At 69.8% G+C, this 21,060-nt stretch carries 22 protein-coding genes; 13 read left to right on the forward strand and 9 right to left on the reverse strand.

The genetic code is table 11. The features are described 5' to 3' along the window. Nucleotides 1–223 precede the first annotated feature (223 nt). Complete coding sequence (locus tag ABD901_RS31490; protein ID WP_345132172.1) at nucleotides 224–1,030, reverse strand: lysophospholipid acyltransferase family protein; 807 nt, start codon at nucleotides 1,028–1,030, stop codon at nucleotides 224–226. A 5-nt stretch (nucleotides 1,031–1,035) separates the two neighbouring features. Continuing rightward, nucleotides 1,036–1,797 carry a GNAT family N-acetyltransferase gene (locus ABD901_RS31495; protein WP_345132174.1) on the reverse strand — a complete coding sequence of 254 codons (762 nt, stop codon included), beginning with the start codon at nucleotides 1,795–1,797 and terminating at the stop codon, nucleotides 1,036–1,038. A 92-nt stretch (nucleotides 1,798–1,889) separates the two neighbouring features. On the opposite strand from ABD901_RS31495, the gene ABD901_RS31500 reads away from it, so the two are divergent. The 7 genes from ABD901_RS31500 (at nucleotide 1,890) to ABD901_RS31530 (ending at nucleotide 11,710) form a co-directional block, all read left to right on the forward strand. Next, the gene (locus ABD901_RS31500; RefSeq protein WP_345132176.1) at nucleotides 1,890–2,294 is read left to right on the forward strand and encodes a DUF3052 domain-containing protein; all 405 of its coding nucleotides are present in this window, start codon (nucleotides 1,890–1,892) and stop codon (nucleotides 2,292–2,294) included. A 125-nt stretch (nucleotides 2,295–2,419) separates the two neighbouring features. Further along, nucleotides 2,420–3,331, forward strand: coding sequence for an ABC transporter ATP-binding protein (locus ABD901_RS31505; RefSeq protein WP_345132178.1), 912 nt, complete (start codon nucleotides 2,420–2,422; stop codon nucleotides 3,329–3,331). Beyond that, the gene (locus ABD901_RS31510; RefSeq protein ID WP_345132180.1) at nucleotides 3,328–4,236 is read left to right on the forward strand and encodes an ABC transporter permease subunit; all 909 of its coding nucleotides are present in this window, start codon (nucleotides 3,328–3,330) and stop codon (nucleotides 4,234–4,236) included. The genes ABD901_RS31505 and ABD901_RS31510 overlap by 4 nt, the downstream gene beginning before the upstream one ends. 225 nt (nucleotides 4,237–4,461) lie before the next feature. Next, a complete protein-coding gene (locus ABD901_RS31515) occupies nucleotides 4,462–8,139 on the forward strand; it encodes a multifunctional oxoglutarate decarboxylase/oxoglutarate dehydrogenase thiamine pyrophosphate-binding subunit/dihydrolipoyllysine-residue succinyltransferase subunit (protein ID WP_345132182.1) in 3,678 nt (1,225 codons plus the stop codon). A 74-nt stretch (nucleotides 8,140–8,213) separates the two neighbouring features. Then, nucleotides 8,214–8,393, forward strand: coding sequence for a DUF6104 family protein (locus ABD901_RS31520; RefSeq protein WP_345132184.1), 180 nt, complete (start codon nucleotides 8,214–8,216; stop codon nucleotides 8,391–8,393). A gap of 621 nt (nucleotides 8,394–9,014) precedes the next feature. Next, nucleotides 9,015–10,034 (forward strand): alpha/beta hydrolase family protein, encoded by a 1,020-nt coding sequence (locus ABD901_RS31525; RefSeq protein ID WP_345132186.1) that lies wholly within the window; start codon nucleotides 9,015–9,017, stop codon nucleotides 10,032–10,034. A 143-nt stretch (nucleotides 10,035–10,177) separates the two neighbouring features. Next, entirely contained in the window at nucleotides 10,178–11,710 is a 1,533-nt protein-coding gene (locus ABD901_RS31530) for an FAD-binding oxidoreductase (protein ID WP_345132188.1), read from the forward strand. On the opposite strand, the gene ABD901_RS31535 is transcribed toward ABD901_RS31530, so the two are convergent. Next, nucleotides 11,669–12,310, reverse strand: a complete 642-nt coding sequence (locus ABD901_RS31535) for a Pr6Pr family membrane protein (RefSeq protein WP_345132190.1) — start codon at nucleotides 12,308–12,310, stop codon at nucleotides 11,669–11,671. The two genes, ABD901_RS31530 and ABD901_RS31535, sit on opposite strands and share 42 nt — an antisense overlap. Before the next feature lie 73 nt (nucleotides 12,311–12,383). Between ABD901_RS31535 and ABD901_RS31540 the strand changes: the two genes are divergently transcribed. Then, a complete protein-coding gene (locus ABD901_RS31540; protein WP_345132192.1) occupies nucleotides 12,384–13,283 on the forward strand; it encodes an alpha/beta hydrolase family protein in 900 nt (299 codons plus the stop codon). Nucleotides 13,284–13,351: 68 nt separating this feature from the next. On the opposite strand, the gene ABD901_RS31545 is transcribed toward ABD901_RS31540, so the two are convergent. From ABD901_RS31545 to ABD901_RS31555, 3 genes are all read right to left on the reverse strand, one after another. Further along, nucleotides 13,352–14,296, reverse strand: coding sequence for a zinc-binding dehydrogenase (locus ABD901_RS31545; protein WP_345132194.1), 945 nt, complete (start codon nucleotides 14,294–14,296; stop codon nucleotides 13,352–13,354). 20 nt (nucleotides 14,297–14,316) lie between these two features. After that, a complete protein-coding gene (locus ABD901_RS31550) occupies nucleotides 14,317–15,498 on the reverse strand; it encodes an NAD(P)-dependent malic enzyme (RefSeq protein WP_345132196.1) in 1,182 nt (393 codons plus the stop codon). Nucleotides 15,499–15,601: 103 nt separating this feature from the next. Continuing rightward, complete coding sequence (locus tag ABD901_RS31555; RefSeq protein ID WP_345132198.1) at nucleotides 15,602–15,916, reverse strand: S24/S26 family peptidase; 315 nt, start codon at nucleotides 15,914–15,916, stop codon at nucleotides 15,602–15,604. Nucleotides 15,917–15,985: 69 nt separating this feature from the next. On the opposite strand from ABD901_RS31555, the gene sodN reads away from it, so the two are divergent. The 3 genes from sodN (at nucleotide 15,986) to ABD901_RS31570 (ending at nucleotide 17,413) form a co-directional block, all read left to right on the forward strand. After that, entirely contained in the window at nucleotides 15,986–16,390 is a 405-nt protein-coding gene (gene sodN, locus ABD901_RS31560; RefSeq protein WP_345132200.1) for a superoxide dismutase, Ni, read from the forward strand. Between the two features lie 73 nt (nucleotides 16,391–16,463). Next, nucleotides 16,464–16,958 (forward strand): GNAT family N-acetyltransferase, encoded by a 495-nt coding sequence (locus tag ABD901_RS31565; RefSeq protein ID WP_345132202.1) that lies wholly within the window; start codon nucleotides 16,464–16,466, stop codon nucleotides 16,956–16,958. A gap of 35 nt (nucleotides 16,959–16,993) precedes the next feature. Further along, nucleotides 16,994–17,413, forward strand: a complete 420-nt coding sequence (locus ABD901_RS31570) for an ATP-binding protein (protein ID WP_345132204.1) — start codon at nucleotides 16,994–16,996, stop codon at nucleotides 17,411–17,413. A gap of 379 nt (nucleotides 17,414–17,792) precedes the next feature. On the opposite strand, the gene ABD901_RS31575 is transcribed toward ABD901_RS31570, so the two are convergent. Both ABD901_RS31575 and ABD901_RS31580 read right to left on the reverse strand, forming a co-directional pair. Continuing rightward, nucleotides 17,793–18,488, reverse strand: coding sequence for a FadR/GntR family transcriptional regulator (locus ABD901_RS31575; protein ID WP_345132206.1), 696 nt, complete (start codon nucleotides 18,486–18,488; stop codon nucleotides 17,793–17,795). A gap of 73 nt (nucleotides 18,489–18,561) precedes the next feature. Then, a complete protein-coding gene (locus tag ABD901_RS31580; protein ID WP_345132208.1) occupies nucleotides 18,562–18,969 on the reverse strand; it encodes a hypothetical protein in 408 nt (135 codons plus the stop codon). A gap of 84 nt (nucleotides 18,970–19,053) precedes the next feature. Here ABD901_RS31580 and ABD901_RS31585 point away from each other — a divergent pair, with 84 nt between their 5' ends. Beyond that, a complete protein-coding gene (locus ABD901_RS31585) occupies nucleotides 19,054–19,992 on the forward strand; it encodes a diacylglycerol/lipid kinase family protein (RefSeq protein WP_345132210.1) in 939 nt (312 codons plus the stop codon). A 380-nt stretch (nucleotides 19,993–20,372) separates the two neighbouring features. Next, nucleotides 20,373–20,630 (forward strand): WhiB family transcriptional regulator, encoded by a 258-nt coding sequence (locus ABD901_RS31590; protein WP_190257048.1) that lies wholly within the window; start codon nucleotides 20,373–20,375, stop codon nucleotides 20,628–20,630. Between the two features lie 106 nt (nucleotides 20,631–20,736). On the opposite strand, the gene ABD901_RS31595 is transcribed toward ABD901_RS31590, so the two are convergent. Continuing rightward, nucleotides 20,737–21,036: a TFIIB-type zinc ribbon-containing protein gene (locus tag ABD901_RS31595; RefSeq protein WP_380139797.1), complete on the reverse strand. Its 300-nt coding sequence runs from the start codon at nucleotides 21,034–21,036 to the stop codon at nucleotides 20,737–20,739. Nucleotides 21,037–21,060 lie beyond the last annotated feature (24 nt).

Consider the following 21,060-nt stretch of genomic DNA (forward strand, 5'->3'; position numbering starts at 1 on the left):
GTACGAGGAATGTATCGCAAGACGCGATACATCGCGACTGTCCTTCGCGACACACTCGCGTCTCGTCGGACGAATCCGCGCGCTCTACGAAAAGTCGGGCACTCCGTGCCACGACTTTTCGGACTTTTCGCCTGACGACCTTTAAATCCGATAAGTCTGGCGCGCCAGCGCCGGACTTATCGGATTCCGAGCTATATGAGCGAATCGCGGGAGAGAGGGACAGTCAGGTGGCCACTACCGCCGACGCCGCCCGAGCCAAAACCCGGCGCGGGTGCGTCTGGCGGTCGCAAGGGGCCGGGTGCAGCTTGGGGTGCGCGCGCAAGCTGATCGACAGGTCCCGCGCCGCCAGGACGCGCTTCAGGGAGACCAGCAAGGTCTCGTCGCCGATGAAGGCGGCCACCGTCGACACCACGCCGGCCTGGGCGAACGTGAGGCGGACGGGGACGACCGGCACGCCGGCGTCGACGGCGGCCTGGAACATCGCGGGGCGGAAGGTGCCGCCCATGCGGCCGCACCACGTGGTGCCCTCCGGGAAGACCGCCACCACGCCGCCGGCGGCGATGTTGCGGCTCACCTCGGCGACCGTGGCCGGCAGGGTCTTCGGGCGGGAGCGGTCGACGAAGACGGTGCCCAGCGTGGCGGCCAAGCGGCCGATGAGGGGCCAGGCGCGGACCTCGCGCTTGGCGAGCAGGCGGGCCGGGGCGTGAGCGAGGATCACGATCACGTCCAGCCACGAGACGTGGTTGGCCACGAGCAGTGCGCCGCTCTGCGGGATCCGGCCGCTCGCCGAGTGCTTGATGCCGAGGCCGGCCAGGACGGCGCGGGCCAGGCCCCGCTGGGCGTGGACCAGCTGGCGCTGGGGCAGCAGGGCCAGGACGGGGACCGAGAGGGCGGCGAACAGCAGCACGGCGCCGGTGACGACGATGCGCTTGAGCACGATCAGGCGCGGCACGACGCGGGCGGTCGGCTCCGGCAGGCAGTCGGTGCCGCAGGTCGAGCGGGGCAGCCAGAGGCTGTCCATGACAGCCATGGAGCTCACTCCTGTCCGAGGAAATGACGCATGTACCGCGGGTTGACCCGGTCCAGCGACAGCAGCACGTAGAAGTCCGCGCAGTCGAAGTCGGGGTCGTGTGCCGGCGCGCCGCCCACCCAGGCGCCGAGGCGCAGGTAGCCCTTGAGCAGCGCCGGGACGTTTACCTTGGCGGCAGGCTCGACCTCGCTCGTCCAAGGGTTGCGGGGGCGCACGCGCCACGCCGACGGCACCAGGTGCTTGCGCTGGGCCAGGTCCCACACGCCCGCGGCCGTGACGCCGCCGTCGGCCAGCGGGACCGAAGCGCAGCCGCCGAGCCAGCGGTGGCCGTGCAGGTGCATGTAGCGGGCGATGCCGGCCCACATCAGGTTGATCACGGCGCCGCTGCGGTGGTCGGGGTGCACGCAGGAGCGGCCGGTCTCCACCAGGCCGTCGCGCAGCTGGGAGAGGCCCGACAGGTCGAACTCGGTGTCCGCGTACAGCCCGCCGGCCGCGGCCGCCCGGTCCGGCGGGAGCATCCGGTAGGTGCCGACGACCTCGCCGGTGAGCTCCTCGCGGATGATCAGGTGGTCGCAGTACTCGTCGAAGGCGTCGACGTCGAGGCCGGACTCGGTGCTGTGCAGGGTGGCGCCCAGCTCTCCGGCGAAGACCTCGTGGCGGAGCCGTTGTGCGGCCCGAACCTGGGCGCCGTCGGTGGCCACCAGCAGGGTGTAACGCTGCAAGTCGCCCAGGTCTTGCGGGCCGGCGGCGACGGCGAGAATCGTCATGCGTTCGGTGTAAGCGTCGACCCCTGCGGATGGCTGACGCTCACAGGTTTCCCTGATGGCGCGCGGGTGAACTGTGGTTACCGTGGTCAGGCATGGCGGGATATTCAGGCACACCGTTACCCAAGAAGCTCGGTGTCATGGCGGGACATCGCGTCCTGCTCGACGGCGCGCCGCCGGGATTCGAGCTGGCGGACCTCCCGGCCGACGTGGTGCTGCACCGGCGGCTGGTGCCCGGGATGTACGACGTCATCGTGCTCTTCTGTCCCAATCGTGCCCGCCTTCGCCGCCGGTGGCCGGTCCTGCATCGGCTGACCCCGCCGGCCGGTTCGCTGTGGGTGGCGTGGCCGAAGCGATCCTCGGGGGTGGCCACGGACCTCGACGAGCACGAGGTTCGCGAGTATGCCCTGGCCAACGGGCGCGTCGACGTCAAGGTTTGCGCCATCGATCCAACCTGGTCGGGGCTCAAGCACGTCATACGAGTGGCCGACCGCCCGTAACCGGTCCCCCGCGACGAAGCGAAACCCGGAAATTCCCCTGAGACGTGCGGGGCGGGGACGACGGGCTTGTCCGGCCATGCCATATTGACGGCTTCACCCAGTCCCCACATGGAGGGAGCGGCGCGTTGTCCAGCGGGCAGATCGTCGTCTCCGGCCTGACGAAGCAGTATCGCAGCGTCAGAGCCGTCGACAATTTGTCGTTCGTGGTCGAACCGGGGCGCGTAACCGGCTTCCTCGGTCCGAACGGCGCCGGCAAGACCACCACCCTGCGCATGATGCTCAACCTGGTCACCCCGACCGCGGGCACCGCGACGATCGGCGGGCAGCGCTACGCCGACGCGCACGACCCGCTGCGCCTGGTCGGGGCGATCCTGGAGGCGTCGGCCGCGCACAAGGGCCGCTCGGCCCGCAACCACCTGCGCTGCGTCGCGGCCGCGGGCGGTTTTCCGATGTCGCGCGTCGACGAGGTACTGGAACTGGTCGGCCTGACCCCGGCGGCCAAGCGCAAGTTCCGCGGCTACTCGCTGGGCATGAAGCAGCGCCTGGGCATCGCACAGGCCCTGCTCGGCGACCCGCAGGTGCTGGTCCTGGACGAGCCGGCCAACGGCCTGGACCCCGAGGGCATCCGCTGGATGCGCGGGCTGCTGCAGGGCCTGGCCCAGCAGGGCCGCACCGTGCTGGTCTCCAGCCACCTGCTGTCGGAGATGGAGATCCTCGCCGACGACGTCGTGATCATCGCCGCCGGCAAGCTCATCACGCAGGGGCCGGTCGAGCAGATCATCGGGCAGAACTCGGCGCAGGCCTCGGTGCGCGTGCGCACGCCGAACATCCAGGAGCTGGTGGCCGCGGTCCGCGAGGCCGGCGGCGCCATCAACCCCAACGGCAACGGCTCGCACATGATCACCGGGCTGGACGCTCCGGCCGTCGGCAAGCTCGCCCTGCAAGCCGGTGTCGAGCTGCACGAGCTCGTCGCCGAGCGCCCCGACCTCGAGCACGTGTTCCTCGAACTGACCAAGGAAGGGGCGGGCATCCGATGATCCGGCTCATCCGCGCAGAACTGATCAAGCTGCGCACCACGAACATGTGGTGGATCTTCCTGCTCTGCTCGCTGGCGTTCATCGGCCTCGCGCTGCTGATCAACACGGCGCAGGCGCACCAGGAGCTGCAGACGCCCGAGTACCTCAACAGCCCGCCGCCGTCCGGGCTGCCGCAGGAGCAGCAGGACCAGATCCTGGCCGATCAGCAGGCCGAGCGCGACCGGATCGCCGCCGGGCGGACCGCCGCCGGGCTCGCCCTGAAGGCGGCCAACATCTACACGTCGGGGCAGTTCTTCGGGCTGCTGCTGGTGATGCTGCTGGCGATCCTGCTGATCACGAACGAGTTCTACCACCAGACGGCTACGGCCACGTTCCTGGCGACGCCGAAGCGAACCAAGGTCATCGTCGCCAAGCTGATCACCGGCGCCGCTATGGCATTCGGGTTCTGGCTGGTCGCCACCGCCATCGACATCGTCGTCGGCGCGATCTTCTTCGCCGACCTGGGCTACTCGAGCAGCCTCGGGCACTGGACGGCGCAACAGGCGATACTGCTCAACCTGCTGCTGTACATGCTGTGGGCGATCTTCGGCATCGGCATCGGGGTGCTCCTGCGCAGCCAGATCGGCGCGACGATCACCGCCGCGGTGCTGTACACCGTCGGCACCTACGCGGCGCTGGCCGCCCTGGCCGTGATCCACGAGTACCTGATCAAGGAGGACTGGGTCATGGAGGCGGCGGTGTACATCCCGTCGCTCGCCTCCTGGCACATCGTCGGCACGCTGCAGAACCAACTGGGCGACGTCCACCTGCCGCCACGCTGGATCGGCGTCGTGGTCATGATCGGCTACGCGGTGGTGCTCGGGGGCATCGGCACGCTCATCACACGCAAGCGCGACGTGGCGTAACGGCAGGCTCAGGAGGCCTCAAGAGTTCGGCAAGATATGGGTGCAAGATCTAGGACAGTTGTGGCCGCCATATGGCGGCCACAGTTGTAAGGGTGAACGCCACCACGTCGTCTACATGGTCACTCCCGGCGGCGTCGGCGACGAACGAGCGTTAGGCAGCGCGTAGCCTGGACCCGGACATCCGTAACCCCTAGAACTCGCGTTTGGAAGAGGCGATCAAGAGCCGTGTCGACCCAAGCGACCAACTCGCAGGAGAACCCGCTGGCGGGATTTGGCCCGAACGAGTGGATCGTCGAGGACATGTATCAGCGGTACCTCGCCGACCCGGCCAGCGTGGACTCCGCGTGGCACGACTTCTTCGCCGACTACAAGCCCACCCCGGACGCCGCGACGGCGCCCGCCGTCGCGGCTGAGCCGGCAACCGTTGCAGTGACCGCGCCCGCGAAGCCCGCGGTCGCCAAGCCCGTCGAGAAGGCCCCCGAGAAGAAGGCCGTCCCCGCCAGCAAGCCCGCGCCGACCAAGGAGACCGCCGCACCCTCCGGCGGCGCGAAGCACGTCCCCCTGCGCGGCGTGGCCGCCCGCATCGTGCAGAACATGGACGCCTCGCTGGAGGTGCCGACCGCCACGAGCGTGCGCGCCGTGCCGGCCAAGCTGCTGTCCGACAACCGGATCGTGATCAACAACCACCTCACCCGCGGACGCGGCGGGAAGGTGAGCTTCACGCACCTGATCGGATACGCGCTGGTCCGGGCGCTGGCCGCGCACCCGGAGATGAACAACAACTTCGCCGAGATCGACGGCAAGCCCAACCTGGTGCAGCCCGAGCACGTCAACCTGGGCATCGCGATCGACCTGGCGAAGCCGGACGGCTCGCGCTCGCTGGTCGTGCCGAGCATCAAGGCCGCCGAGTCGATGGACTTCCGGCAGTTCTGGTCCGCCTACGAGGACATCGTGCGCCGCGCCCGGCGCAACGAGCTGACCATGGACGACTACGCCGGCACCACCGTGTCGCTGACCAACCCGGGCGGCATCGGCACCGTGCACTCGATGCCGCGGCTCATGACCGGCCAGGGCGCGATCATCGGCGTCGGCGCGATGGAGTACCCGGCCCCCTACGCCGGGATGTCCGACGAGACCCTCGCCGACCTTGGCATCAGCAAGATCATCACGCTGACCAGCACCTACGACCACCGGATCATCCAGGGCGCGCAGTCCGGCGAGTTCCTGAAGGTCATGCACGAGCTGCTGCTCGGCGAGCACGGGTTCTACGACCAGATCTTCACCGCGCTGCGCATCCCGTACGAGCCGGTGCGCTGGGTGCGCGACGTGGCCCGCACCTCCGAGGGGCAGATCGACAAGGCGGCCCGGGTCGTGGAGCTCATCCACGCCTACCGGGTGCGCGGCCACATGATGGCCGACACCGACCCGCTCGAGTTCCGCATCCGCCGCCACCCCGACCTCGACGTGCTCGAGCACGGCCTCACGCTGTGGGACCTCGACCGCATGTTCCCGGTCGGCGGGTTCGCCGGCAAGCAGAAGATGAAGCTGCGGGCCGTCCTCGGCGTGCTGCGCGACTCCTACTGCCGGCGCGTCGGCGTGGAGTACATGCACATCATGGACCCGGAGGAGCGGCGCTGGATCGCCGAGCGGGTCGAGAAGCCCTACGAGAAGCCCGGCACTGACGAGCAGAAGCACATCCTCAACCGCCTCAACGCGGCCGAGGCGTTCGAGACGTTCCTGCAGACGAAGTACGTCGGGCAGCGCCGCTTCTCGCTGGAGGGCGGCGAGTCGCTGATCCCGCTGCTGGACGAGATCCTGCAGAACTCGGCCGAGGGCGAGCTCGACGAGGTCGTCATCGGCATGGCGCACCGCGGCCGGCTCAACGTGCTGGCCAACATCGTCGGCAAGCCCTACGAGAAGATCTTCTCCGAGTTCGAGGGCCACCTGGACCTGAAGTCCGCGCACGGCTCCGGCGACGTGAAGTACCACCTGGGCATGACCGGCAAGTACACGCACCCGGACGGCGAGCACGCCACCACGGTCTCCGTCGTGGCCAACCCGTCGCACCTGGAGGCGGTCAACCCGGTGCTCGAGGGCATCGTGCGGGCCAAGCAGGACCGCATCGACCTCAAGCTCGAGGGCTACACGGTGCTGCCGCTGCTCATCCACGGCGACGCCGCGTTCGCCGGCCAGGGCGTGGTCGCCGAGACGCTCAACCTGTCGCAGCTGCGCGGCTACCGCACCGGCGGCACGGTCCACGTCGTCGTCAACAACCAGGTCGGCTTCACCACCGCGCCGGAGTACTCGCGCTCGTCGCTCTACTCGACCGACGTCGCCCGGATGATCCAGGCGCCGATCTTCCACGTCAACGGCGACGACCCCGAGGCCGTCGTGCGCGTGGCGCGCCTCGCGTTCGAGTACCGCCAGGCGTTCAACAAGGACGTCGTCATCGACCTGGTGTGCTACCGCCGGCGCGGGCACAACGAGGGCGACGACCCGTCGATGACCAACCCGCTGATGTACGCGATCATCGACCAGAAGCGCTCGGTCCGCAAGATCTACACCGAGGAGCTCATCGGCCGCGGCGACATCCCGATCACCGAGGCAGAAGCCCTGCTCAAGGACTACCACGAGCAGCTCGAGACGGTGTTCAAGGCCACCCGCGACGCGTCGTCCTCGCCTGCGGCGCGGCTGACCCGCCTGCGGGAGCCCGAGCCGGAGCCGGTGATCGAGACCAAGATCGATGAGTCGGTACTGCGGGCGATCGGCGAGGCCCACGTCAAGCTCCCCGACGGCTTCACGCCCCACAAGCGCGTCCAGCAGCTGCTGGACCGGCGGGCGAAGATGGCAACCCAGGGCGACATCGACTGGGGCTTCGGCGAGATCATCGCCTTCGGCGCGCTCGTCAACGACGGCGTCACCGTCCGCCTGTCCGGCCAGGACTCGCGGCGCGGCACGTTCGTGCAGCGCCACGCGTCGATCGTCGACGCCGAGACCGGCGTCGACTACCTGCCGATGTCCGCGCTGATCAAGGACAACGCGAAGCTCTTCATCTACGACTCGCTGCTGTCGGAGTTCGCGGCGATGGGCTTCGAGTACGGGTACTCGGTGGAGAACCCGGACGCGCTGGTCATGTGGGAGGCGCAGTTCGGCGACTTCGTCAACGGCGCGCAGTCCATCGTGGACGAGTTCATCTCGTCCGGCGAGGTCAAGTGGGGCCAGCTGGCCTCGGTGACGCTCCTGCTGCCGCACTCGCACGAGGGCCAGGGCCCGGACCACACGTCGGGGCGCCTGGAGCGGTACCTCCAGCTGTGCGCCGAGGACAACCTGCGCGTCGCCGTGCCGACCACCCCGGCCAACCACTTCCACCTGCTGCGCCGCCAGGCGCTGTCGCCGAAGAAGAAGCCGCTGGTGGTCTTCACCCCGAAGTCGCTGCTGCGGCACCGCCTGTGCGTGTCGGGCGTGGAGGACTTCACCACCGGCACGTTCCAGACCGTGCTGGCCGACCCGGGCGTGAAGGGCACCGCGCTGGACCCGGCGGCCGTGAAGCGCGTGCTGCTGTGCTCCGGCAAGGTCTTCTACGACCTGCTGCAGGCGCGCACCGACCGCGACATCACCGACACCGCGATCATCCGCGTCGAGCAGCTCTACCCGATGCCGATCGACGAGCTGCGGGCCGCACTGGAGCAGTACCCGAACGCCGAGGACTTCGCCTGGGTCCAGGAGGAGCCGGCAAACCAGGGCGCCTGGTCGTTCATCGCGCTGAACCTACTGGAGCAGCTGCAGGGCGTCGGCCTGCGCCGCATCTCCCGCCCCGCGGCCGCCGCACCGGCGGTCGGCTCGACCAAGCTGCACGACGCCGAGCAGCAGGCCCTCATCGAGGCCGCACTGCCGAAGCGCTGACGCATCTGGTACTCCACGGGGCACGGCGTTCGCTAGCCGTGCCCCGTCCCCTTTCTCTGGAGGCTCGTCGCACCATGTACTTCACCGATCGCGGCATCGAGGAGCTGGCACAGCGCCGCGGCGAGGAGGAGGTCACGTTCGAGTGGCTGGCCGAGCGCCTGCGCGACTTCGTCGACCTCAACCCGGAGTTCGAGACCCCGATCGAGCGCCTGGCCGTCTACCTGGCCCGTTTGGACGACGAGGACGAGGACTGACCGCGCCGTCGCTTCGATAAGTCGGGCGCTCCGCGCCACGACTTATCGGACTTATACCCCGGCAGGGCATAAGTCCGATTCACCGCGACTCACCCCTGCACGGCTCTGCGTGGCCCGGAAAGTCGCATAACCGAAATATCAGATATGTCCGTCGCGGAGCGGCGGACATATCCGATGCAAGCCTGCGCACGCCGCCGCGAGCCTCCGACCCGACCGCCGCCCACGCCGCCGCAAGCCCCCGCACGCCGCCCACAAGCCGGCTCACGCCGCCGCAAGCCCCCGCACGCCGCCGCAAGCCCGCTCACGCCGCCCGCAAGCCCGCTCACGCCGCCCTCGCCCCCGCGAACCCATGACCGCCGCTGTAAGCCCGCGAACGCCAAATGGGTGAGCCGTTTTGCCCGTCTATGTACCGACAAAACGGATATGTCGCCCGGCCGATGTGAGCCGAAGGGGATAGGGGCGAACTTCCCGAGGCTAGCCGTGTCCGCCAAATGGGTCATCCAATGACAACCTGGTGTAGTCCGGCAAGCCAATCGATTGTCCCCAGTCGGGCGATAACGGCCTACCGCGGCGTGCACTTACATTCTTCACGTGCCCCCGCGTCGCACCCGAACTGCAACCGTGTCGCTCCTGACCGCCGCCCTGCTCATCGTGGGCGGCGCTTTTGCGGCCTCGGGGCCTGATGACAACGGGACGCCCATCAGCATGCCCGCCGGTGCGGCCGCCGTCGAGACGACCGCGCACCCGCCGTACGCCGTCGGGGTGCGGCACTTCGAGTTCGCGCGGGGCAAGGAACGGCCGCTGCCGACGACGGTGTGGTACCCGGTGCGCGGCTCGTCCCGGCAGAACCGCGGGCGCACCCTGCTCGACGCGAGCCCGCTGCCCGGCGAGTTCCCGCTGCTGCTGTGGAGCCACGGCTTCTACAGCAACCCGCAGATGCAGGAGGGCATGACCAAGTTCCTGGCGGAGTCCGGGTACGTGGTCGCGGCCCCGGCGTACCCCTTCACGAAGAAGGACGGGCCGAGGTTCGACAAGACCGACGTGCCCAACCAGGCCTCCGACGCGTCGTTCGTCATCTCGAAGATGCTCGACGCGTCCAACCCGCTCTCGGCGAGCATCGACGAAAACCGGCTCGGCGCGGTCGGGCACTCCGGCGGCGGCACGACCACGGACTGGCTCTTCACCGGGCGCCGCGACCCGCGGCTCAAGGTGGGCGTGATCTTCGCGGGGCGGCCGACCACGGCGTACAAGGGCACCCCGGTCCCGCTGCTGTTCATCCACGGCGACAAGGACCCGGTGGTCGCATACAGCCAGGGGCGCGAGTCCTACGGCAAGGACCCGTGGCCCAAGGCGTTCCTGACCATCGAGGGCGGCGAGCACGGCGCCGGCACCAACGACCCCGAGCGCGGCCACGTGCAGGCGATGGCCACGCTGCTGGACTTCCTCGACTGGGCGCTCAACGACGACGACGCGGCCCGGCTGCGCCTGGTGAACGACGCGACGCTGACCGGCTACACGCGCTTCGAGTCCTCGGGGATCTACCCCAGCGCCACGAACAGCACCAGCGCCACCACGACGACGACGGCCACGCCGACGCCGGCCCAGAGCAAGGTCCTGGACTTGGCGGGCTCAACCGGCTGACTCTGGGTCTGGTCCACCCACGCCTGAAACGCCTGCGTGTTCTGACTGGGGTCGATGCGCTCATCGGGCATGGCCGACAGAATACCGAGGTCGACACTTCCGACAGTGGCCGAACAGTGTCGGATTGTGGCACTCTCCCCCGCGTGGGCTACCGCGAGCGTTCCTGGTGGGGCTGGGGCCATGCCGACGAGGCACTCGACGACGCGGCCTGCCGCCGGCTCGCGGAGCGGGCGCTGCGGCCGTGGATGCCGATCGACGGCTCGGTCATTCCGCTGCCCTTCGATCCGCTGCTCGGGCCGCCGCGGCTGATCCCGCCGTCCATCATGGAGGAGACGTTCCTCGCCGACTCGATGAGCCGCGCCTCCCACGCCTACGGCAAGGCCTTCCGCGACGTCGTGCGCGCCCTGCACGGCGAGCTGCCCAACCCGCCCGACCTCGTGTGCATGCCGCGCACGGTGCACGACATCGTCGCCGCGCTGGACTGGGCCGAGGCGGCCGGCGCGGCGGTCGTGCCCTACGGGGGCGGGACGTCGGTGGTCGGCGGCGTGGAGTACCGCGGCGATCGCCCCTGGGTGTCCCTCGACATGAGCCGGCTCAACCGGATCGCCGAGATCGACGACGTCAACCGGGCGGTGCGGGTGCAGGCCGGCGTGTTCGGCCCGGCGCTGGAGGAGGCGCTGCGCCCGCACGACCTGACGCTGCGGCACCTGCCGCAGAGCTTCGAGTTCTCCACCGTCGGCGGCTGGCTGGCGACGCGCTCGGGCGGGCACTACGCGACCGGCCCGACGCGCATCGACGCGTTCGTCGAGGCGCTGCGCGTCATCACGCCGCAGGGCCCGGTCGAGTCGCCGCGCGTGCCCTCCAGCGGCGCCGGGCCCGACCCCAACGCGCTGTTCCTGGGGTCCGAGGGCGCGCTGGGAGTCATCGTCGAGGCCTGGCTGCGGGTGCAGAAACGGCCCAGCGAGCGGGCTTCGGCCGCCATGAGCTTCCCGGTGTACCTCGAAGCGGTGGCCGCCGCCAAGAACATCGTGCAGGCCGGACTGCGCCCCGCGAACTGCCGGCTGCTCGATCCCGTCGAGGCGATGCTCAACGCCGGCGCCCAGGACGGGCAGGCCCGACTGATGCTGGGGTTCGAGGGCGCCGATGCGTCATTGCTGCTGGGCGCGGTGGAGATCTGCCGGGCTCATGGCGGTACCGATGCGGAGAAAGGCGAATCGCGGGGCTTTCGCGAGGCGTTCCTCAAGGCCCCCTACACCCGCGACGCCCTGGTGCGGCTCGGGCTCGTCGTCGAGACGGTCGAGACGGCGTGCACCTGGAGCCGCTTCGAGGCGCTGCACGCCGCGGTCCTGGCCGCCGCGCAGGCCGCCGCACCGACGGGGGTCGCGGTCGTGACGTGCCGATTCACGCATGTGTACCCCGATGGGCCCGCCCCCTACTTCACGATCATCACCCCGGGCCGGCGCGGCGCCGAGGTGGCGATCTGGGATGAGATCAAGGCGGCGGTCAGCGACGCGATCGCCGACAACGGCGGCACGATCACGCACCACCACGCCGTCGGGCGCGACCACCGGCCGTGGTACGACAACGAGCGCTCGCCGCTCTACCAGGATGCGCTGCGCGCGGCCAAGCGGACGCTAGACCCGCGCGGGATCCTCAACCCGGGCGTCCTCGTCTGAGGCGCCCGGCTCGCGCGCGCCCGGCAGCACGCGGCGCAGCAGCGCGCCGAGGCCGATGAGCAGCAGCCCGAGCAGGAAGAACGCGAGCGTGAAGCCGATCGAGTTGCGGGTCACGCCGAGCGCGTGCTCCTTGTCGAGGTCGACGAACGGATACGGGTACTCGTGCACGAACGCGCCCCGGACCAGCGCGAACACCAGGTACGCCAACGGGTAGGCGAGCCACACGGCGGCGAGCCACCACCGCACCCGCTCCCGCTCGATCACGAGCCAGGTCACGGCGGCGAGGATCGGGGTGACGGTGTGCAGCAGGAGGTTGTGCACCGTGTGGGCGCCCGAGTCCTCCTGGTAGAAGGGGCTGGACGGGTTGGCCAGCAGCGCGTGGTACACCGTGCCGGTGATGACGCTGTAGAGCGTCGCCGCGCCGCGGACGGGGGCCGGCACCGCGCGGAACACGGCCACCGCCGACACCGCCGCGATGACGACGCTGCTCTGCACCGTGAAGTACACGAACGCGCCCAGGTCGCCGTGGTTCCACACAAGCAGGAACACGATCCCGGCGACCGCGCACACGGCGGTCAGCGCGCGGAACACGACTGTCATGCCGCGCAACGTAGCCCGATTTCGCCCCCCGGGGAAGCGGCACCGGTGGTAGGCCGCCCGTACCGTTGGTCTCATGCGCCCGCGCATTGCGATCGCCGCCCTCGCCGCAGCCGCCGCGCTGGCGGGTGGGTGCTCGGCCAGCCCAGCGCCCACGCGCTCGGCCACCCCGACCGCCACCCCCGCCGCGACGGCAGTGCAGCGTCTCGCCGCGGTCCAGCTCCCGCCGCCACTGGCCCTGCCGAAGTCGGCACTGTCGGTGTCGTCGCAGCAGATGACGTACAACCGGGATGGCCGCATGCTGCGAACGGTCATCTGGACGCCCGACCAGCCCGGCCGCTACCCCGCCGTGGTGTTCAGCCACGGCCTGAACGGCACGCCGGAGGAGTTCGCGCCGCTGCTGAAGGTTTGGGCGGAGGCCGGCTTCGTGGTGATCGCCCCGGCGTACCCGAACACCACCCGCGGCGCGTCCGACTTCGACATCTACGACGTGCTCAACCAGCCGGCCGACGCGAGCTTCGTCCTCGGCCAGGTGCTCGACGGCCCGCTCGGCGATCGCATCGACGCCGACCGGCTGGCCGCGGCCGGGCACTCGGCCGGCGCCATCACCACCGTCGGCCTCTTCACCGCGAGCCGTGACAAGCGCCTGCGCGCCGGCGTCATCCTGGCCGGCAGCGGCCTCGGCGTCGGCACGGCCTTCACCGGCAGCCCGGCGGCGCTGTTCTTCGTGCACGGCGACGCGGACCCGATGGTGTCGTACGCCAGCGGCAAGGCCACCTACGACCTGGTCCCGTGGGCGAAGGCGATGCTCACCATCCCCGGCGGCAACCACAACGACCCGTACCTGAGCCCCGACACCACGTCATTCCAGACGGTCTCGGAGAGCACGCTGCAGTTCCTGCGCCTGGAGCTCTACGGCGACCAGGCCGCGCGCTCGTCCTTCACGCCGTCGACGGACCTGGACTCGCACCTGTAGCCCATCGGGGCACGAAAAGTCCGGCACGCTCCGCGCGCCGGACTTTTCGGACTTATCACGATTTTATGTCAGCTAGTGTGATCCAGTACGACCTTGCCGAAGACGTCGCCGGACTGCAGCAGCTCGAAGGCCTTGCGGGCCTCCGAGAACGGCACGACCGAGTCGATGATCGGGCGGATGCCGGTGCGGGCCAGCAGCGCCATGAGGTCGGCGAGCTCGTCCGGGGTGCCCATGCTCGTGCCCAGGATCTCCAGCTGCATCGCGAACATCCGCCGCAGGTTGACCCGCGGAAGGTACCCGCTGGTGGCGCCCGACACGACGATCCGGCCGCCCAGCTTCGCGCACTTCATCGAGTGCTCGAAGGTGGCCTCGCCGACGGTCTCGACGACCACGTCGACGCGCTCGGGCAGGCGCGCCCCGGGCTCGACGGCGGTCGCGCCGAGCGCCGCGATCCGTTCGCGTTTGGCGGCGTCGCGGCTGGTGGCGTACACCCGCGCGCCCAAAGCGGTCCCGATCAGCACGGCGGCGGTGGCGACCCCGCCGCCCGCGCCCTGCACGAGGACGGAGCCGTCCTGCTCCAGCCGGCCCTTGGTGGTGAGCATGCGGTACGCCGTCAGCCACGCCGTGGGCAGGCAGGCCGCCTCCGCGAAGGAGAGCTCGGCGGGCTTCGGCACGAGGTTGTACGCCGGGACGCTCACCCGCTCGGCCACCGTGCCCGGGTAGTACTCGGACAGGATCGTGAAGTCACCCTTGTCGGTGTAGACGACCGGGTACACCACGACCTCGGCGCCGTCGGGGCCGATCCCGGCGGCGTCGCAGCCCAGGACCATCGGCAGCTGCTCCTGGCGCAGCCCGACGCCCCGCAGCGACCACAGGTCGTGGTGGTTGAGCGCGCTGGCGCGCACCTCCACCACGGCCCAGCCGTCACGGGACGCCGGTTCGGCGGTGTCGCCGATCTCGAGCACGGAGAGCGGGTCGGCATCGTTGAACGCGGTTGCGAATGCGGCACGCATGTCCGTGACCTTAATCCTCGTTAACGCGTGACGCCGTCGCGCCGGGCGGCGTCGGCGACCGCGGCCGCCACGGCCGGCGCGACCCGCGGGTCGAGCGCACTCGGCACGATGCAGCCCCGCGAGAGCTCGCCCGCGCCGAGCACGCCGGCGATCGCCGATGCGGCCGCGACCTTCATGCCGTCGCTGATGCGGGTCGCGCCGGACTCCAGCGCGCCGCGGAAGATGCCGGGGAAGGCGAGCACGTTGTTGATCTGGTTGGGGAAGTCGCTGCGGCCGGTGGCCACGACGCTCGCGTACCGCGCCGCGATCTCCGGGTGCACCTCCGGCGTCGGGTTGGCCAGCGCGAAGATCGCACCGTCCGGCGCCATGCCGGCCAGCGCGTCCTCGCCGATCGTGCCGCCCGAGACGCCGATAAGCACGTCGGCACCGCGCAGCGCGGAGGCGATGTCGCCGGTCACCCCGCCGGCGTTGGTCTCCGCGGCGAGCGCCGCCTTGACCGGGTTGAGGTCGGTGCGGCCGGTGTGCAGGCAGCCGCGCGAGTCGAGCACGATGATCTCGCCGGCGTCCGCGCCGCCGTTGATGAGCATCCGGGTGACGGCGACGCCGGCCGCGCCCGCGCCGCTGACCACGATGCGCATGTCGCCGATGCCGCGCCCGAGCACGGCGGCGGCGTTGCGCAGCGCCGCGAGCACCACGATGGCGGTGCCGTGCTGGTCGTCGTGGAACACCGGGATCGGCAGGGTGTCCTCGAGCCGCCGCTCGATGTCGAAGCAGCGCGGCGCCGAGATGTCCTCGAGGTTGATGCCGCCGAAGGACGGCGCGAGTGCGGTCACGATCCGCACGATCTCGTCGGGGTCCTGGGTGTCCAGGCAGATCGGCACCGCATCCACGCCGCCGAACTGCTTGAAGAGCACCGCCTTGCCCTCCATGACGGGCATCGCGGCGCGAGGGCCGATGTTGCCCAGGCCGAGCACGGCGGAGCCGTCGGTCACCACGGCGACGGCCTTGCCGACCCAGGTGAGCGAGTGGACGAGCGACTCGTCCGCGGCGATCGCCTCGCACACGCGGGCGACGCCGGGCGTGTAGGCCAGGGAGAGGTCCTCGCGGGTGGACAGCGGGACCGTCGACTGCACCGACAGCTTGCCGCCGGTATGCAGTTCGAAGACGGGGTCGGACACAGTGTCGGACACGGATGTAAGCACGGGGGCTCCTTTGCCACGGCTTCTAATACGGGGAGGACGCGCGGCGCGGGTGAAAGCGCGGAAATCTGCGAATGCGGCGGGGGTCTCCCGTATCCGCATCACCTTAGCGTGGCATCCGCCGGAAGCGCATCGGTTGTGGCCACCAGCGAAATGTCACACGCCCGATGACGTCGGCCCGGCCGTACCCCGAAGAATCATCAGTGCCGAAGGGGTTGTCGCCGACGACCCACCAACCGTCGCCGTCGGCCCGCTCCACGCGCTTGACCACGAGCAGATCCGGCCGGCTGCGAAACGTCGCCACCACGAGATCGCCCGGTCGCGCGAATCCCGTGCGCCACACCAGGATCCGGTCCCCGGAGCGCAGCGTCGGCACCATGGAGGGGCCCGAGACGAGTGCCGTAAACCACGGCAGGCGCATGAATTCCCCGAACTTGGATAGGAGTAGGGTCAGCACTGAGGATCATCGCAAATCACCCTGGAGGGTTCGATGCGACTGTCGCGGCTTTTCACCCCGCGCACCGTGGTGAGCGCCCACTGCGACCTGCCGTGTGGTGTCTACGACCCGGCGCAGGCTCGAATTGAGGCCGAGTCCGTCAAGGCAATCTGTGAGAAGTACCAGGCGAACGACAACGCCGAGTTCCGCACCCGCGCGCTGATCATCAAGGAGCAGCGCAGCGAGCTGGTCAAGCACCACCTTTGGGTGCTGTGGACCGACTACTTCAAGCCGCCGCACTTCGAGAAGTACCCGCAGCTGCACGGGCTGTTCAACGAGGCGACCAAGCTCGCCGGCGCCTCGGGCTCGAAGGGCTCGGCCGACCCGGCCGTCGCCGAGCAGCTGCTGTCGAAGATCGACGAGATCGCGAAGATCTTCTGGGAGACCAAGCAGGCCTGATCCACGCACCGGTCTCGCCCCCATCCCGCGCCCGCGGGGTGGGGGTCACGCTTTTCTATGGGAGCCTTTGTTGATGATTCGCCCCGCCCGCCCGGCCGACGTTCCCGAGCTCGTCTCCATGGTCTACGAGCTCGCCGAATTCGAGCGCGCGCTCGAGGAGTGCCACGTCACCGCACCGCAGCTCACGGCGGCGCTCTTCCCGGCCGGGTCGGCGCCCGCCGTCTTCTGCCACGTCGCGGAGGCCGACGACGGCACGGTGATCGGCATGGCGCTGTGGTTCCTCACGTACTCCACCTGGGAGGGTGTGCACGGCATCTACCTCGAGGACCTCTACGTGCGCCCGTCCGCGCGCGGCACCGGCGCCGGCAAGGGCCTGGTCGCGACGCTCGCCGCGGTCTGCGTCGAGCGCGGCTACAAGCGCCTCGAGTGGGGCGTGCTCGACTGGAACCCGGCCCGGCAGTTCTACGACGCCCTGGGCGCCGAGCCGAAGTCCGAATGGGTGCCCTACCGGCTCTCCGGCGCGCCGCTGGCCACACTCGCCGCGTCATCGCGTGCGTTGACGTCGTAGAGTCGCCTTCGAGGGGGTTCATTCGCGTGACTCAGGTGGCTCCGAAGAGATCCGGCGCAGACGGCGACGATGTGGTACTGCTGGCCGTGCCGGCATCGCCCGCGTACCTCGGCGTGCTGCGCACTGCCACGGCCGGCCTGGCCGCGCGCCTGCAGTTCACGCTGGACGAGATCGAGGACCTGCGCATCGCGGTCGACGAGGCCTGCGCGATGCTGCTCGCGATCGCCGCGGACACTCCCCAACTGGGCGACACAGTCGAGCTCTCGTGCCGATTCACCGTCACGAGCGATGCCCTGACCGTGTACACGACGGTTCCGCTGGGCTCGCCGGACGAGCGCCTGCCGGGCGGCGAGTCGTTCGCCTGGCAGGTGCTGAGCGCGCTGGCCGACGAGGTGTCGGCCACGGTCGACGGGCATCAGGCAGGCATTCGCCTGACGAAGCGCCGCCCTTCCTGACCCGGCGCTTCAGCGCAGCGGGCGGGTTCGGGCCGGCCGGGGCAGACACCCACTCGCTCCTCGACTGCCGCTCCGACTCGGCTCAGGCAGCACCCGCACGTCGCCGAGCTGCGCACTGACCGAACGCCGCGCGCGCCGCTCCGACTCGGCTCAGGCGGCTCCCGAGAGCGGTCAGCAGCATTTTGTTTCCACGATCATGGCGATGTCCGATTTGTCCACCACACTTTTGCGTGATCGTGGAAACAAAACGTCGCCGAGACGCCGCCCGGTGCGGCCCAGTCGGGAGCTAGCGCGAAAAATTGTGAAATGTCGGATAAGTCCGGACGCGGCAGCGTCTGGACTTATCCGGGACGGACCCAGCGTCGCAGGTCGCGACGGGTCAGGATGCCGTTGAGAGGGGTTCGGCGGGGCGGACGTTGTCGATGTGTGCGCGGGCCAGCTCCATCGCCTGCGCCACGTCGCCGGCCCGGATGGCGTCGAGCAGGGCGCGGTGGTCGCGGTCCACGGCGCGCCAGAACCCCAGCGGCGCCACCTGCTCGACGGCGAGGGGGTCCGTCATGCTGTACAGCGGCCGCGCCACCAGGACGAGCAGCGAGTTGCCCGTGGCCGCGGCCACCGCGAGATGGAAGGCCGCGTGCGCCTCGATGCGCCGCTCCAGGTCCTCGCGCTCCGGGTCGAACATGGCGCGCTCGAGGTCGTCGAGGTGGTGCGGCAGGCGGCGCGACGCGGCGAGGCCGGCGGCCGGGACCTCGAGCATGCGGCGGACCTCCAGGAAGTTGTCGCTCGTCACGGCGCCGCTGGTGAGCAGGCGGCCGACGCCGTCGCAGAGGGTCTCGCCGAGCTGGTGCGCGTCGGGCTCCGCGACGAAGCTGCCGCCGTTGACGCCGCGCGTGGTGACGATCAGGTGCTGGCTGCTGAGCAGGCGCAGCGCCTCGCGGACCGTGGAGCGGCTCAGGCCCGACTGCTCGCACAGCTGCGGCTCCGTCGGCAGGCGCTCGCCGGGGCGCAGCTGGCCGGAGATGATGTCGACGCGGATGCGCTCGGCGAGGACCTGATAGGCAGGAGCGACCGTCACGACATTTGAGCGTAGAGCAACCGAAGCCGTCTGGGACCGATCAATGCGCTGAGCGCTCTGCGAGTCAATGCGCTTATCGCACTCCGAGTGCGATCCGGGTCGACGGGGCGAAGAGCAGGACGGCGCCGGTGACGCCGAGCAGGAAGAGCGGTGCGCCGATATACGGCTGGCCCTGCGTCAGCATCGTCCAGCCGATGGGCATCTGGAGCATCTGCACGACGATGCCGGGGCCGCGGGCCCAGCGGCGGCGGCGGTGCAGGGCGAAGCCGATGCCGAGGAAGAGGATCGTCATGAGCGCCAGGTAGGCGGTCACGCCGAGCGCGGCGCGGGCGTCGCTGGCGTCCGCAGTGACGTCGAGGTAGCCCAGCCACAGCGTCAGCAGGGCCAGGCCGGCCCCTTCGAACAGGAGCAGCCGGACCGCCCAGCGCAGGGTCGCCGGGGTCTGATCGGGTGCTGTCTCGGCCGCCGCCGTCCCGCTCACCTGGGCGTCCTTCCTGCTCACGACATCGCACAGGGATATGCGGCTACAACCTTATCGCGCCCTGGAGCGGGTACAGTGCCGCCCATGCGAGCGCTCTTGGTGGTCAACCCCAACGCCACGACCACCACCGAACGCGGCCGGGACATCCTGGTGCGGGCCCTGCGCAGCCAGGTCGACCTGGACGTGGCCTACACGCAGCGCCGGGGCCACGCCGCCGACCTCGCGCGCGAGGCCGCCCGGGAGGGCATCGATCTCGTCGTGACCCTGGGCGGCGACGGCACCGTGAACGAGGCCGTCAACGGCCTCATGACCTTCGACTCCGGGCCCGCCGGCGGCCGCGCGCAGGAGCGCCCCGCCCTCGCCGTCGTGCCCGGCGGCTCCACCAACGTCTTCGCCCGAGCACTCGGGCTGCCCAGCGACTGGGCCGAGGGCACCGGCGCGATCCTGGAGGCGCTGCGCGACCGGCGCGAGCGGATCATCGGGCTGGGCCGCGCCGACGATCGCTACTTCACCTTCTGCGCCGGGCTGGGCCTGGACGCCGAGGTCGTGCGCCGGGTCGACCAGGCGCGGCACAAGGGCTCGACCTCGACGCCGTGGCTGTATTTCCGGGCCACGATGACGCAGCTGGCCGCCACCAACCGCCGGGTGCCGCTGCTCACGATCGAGTTGCCGGGCGAAACGGCGCAGACCGGGCTAGCTTGGATGTTGGTGCAGAACACCGCACCGTGGACGTACATAGGCGAAAAGCCAGTGGACCCCAACCCGCGCGCGTCGTTCGACACCGGGCTTGACCTGCTCGGGCTTCGGGAACTGCAGGTCGGCGGCGCGGCTCGGACCATGGTCCAGCTGGTGGCCGGCCGCCGCAGCCCGAAGGGCAAGCAGGTGGTGCGCATGCACGACCTGCCGGGTTTCACGCTGACCGCCGCCAGACCGATCGCCTACCAGGTTGACGGGGAGTACCTCGGGGAGGTCGACAAGTTGGATTTCGCGTCCGTACCGGGGGCGTTACGCGTAGTGTGTTGAGTCACCCCGGGGTTCAAACACCGAAGGGGAGAAAGTTGCAGAGCGTGGCGAGAGAGACACCGCGGCCGCACCACGGAAACCCCGTCGGTCGTTGACCGAACCGTACTATCTTGGTCACTGACTGTTGCGATCCAGGGTTACCAGTCGCCATAAAATCGGACAAACAGTGCGTGAGCTTGCTCACCGACTTGGATTTTTTTGGTTTGGACCCCTTGACATCGCGGTAGTTCGTGAAAGCATTCACAAGCGAAACGACCACTGAGCGTTGCCCGCACGCATGTTACGGATCTTCAGGCTCCGCCTAGCCGAACCGTTACATGAGATGCATATAGGGAATCACCAACAACGATCCGCGAAAAAAAACAAGGAGTGTTGCCGCCATGTCGGACTGGCGCCACCATGCCCTCTGCCGCGACGAGGACCCGGAGCTGTTCTTCCCCATTGGGACCTCCGGACCGGCGTTGCTGCAGGTTGAGCAGGCGAAGGCGGTCTGCCAGCGCTGCTCCGTGACCAGCGAGTGCCTGCAGTGGGCGCTCGACTCCGGTCAGGACGCAGGCGTCTGGGGCGGAATGAGCGAAGACGAGCGTCGCCTGATGAAGCGTCGCGGCGGCCTGCGGGTCCGCGCTCACTCTGCCTGAGCCTTACTACTACGCACGACGAAGACCGCGAGCACAAAGACGCACGCACAAGACGCTGAACGCCCCGGCCGCACCGGCCGGGGCGTTGTTGCGTGTCCGCGAACCGTCAGTCGAACAGCTCGCCGAAGAAGCTTTCACGGTGATGGCGGCGGTGCTTCTTGTGGTGGCCGTAATGCCCATAGCCACCATGCTGAGGCGGGTACGGTTGCTGGTAGGGCTGCTGCGGATAGCCGTGTGACGGCTGCTGGTGCTGCTGCCGGCTGCCGTTCCAGGCCTGCTCGGCATCGACCAGGCGCTCCAACTCGCCGCGGTCGAGAAAGATGCCGCGACATTCGAGGCACTGGTCAACGGTGACGCCGCTGCGCTCGAACTGGCGCATCTCGCCGCGGCATTTTGGGCATGTCATCATCCATCAACGGTAACCGGCACG

Origin of the sequence: Dactylosporangium darangshiense (assembly GCF_039537565.1) — a bacterium.
In the GTDB taxonomy this organism is placed as follows: Bacteria; Actinomycetota; Actinomycetes; order Mycobacteriales; family Micromonosporaceae; genus Dactylosporangium; species Dactylosporangium darangshiense.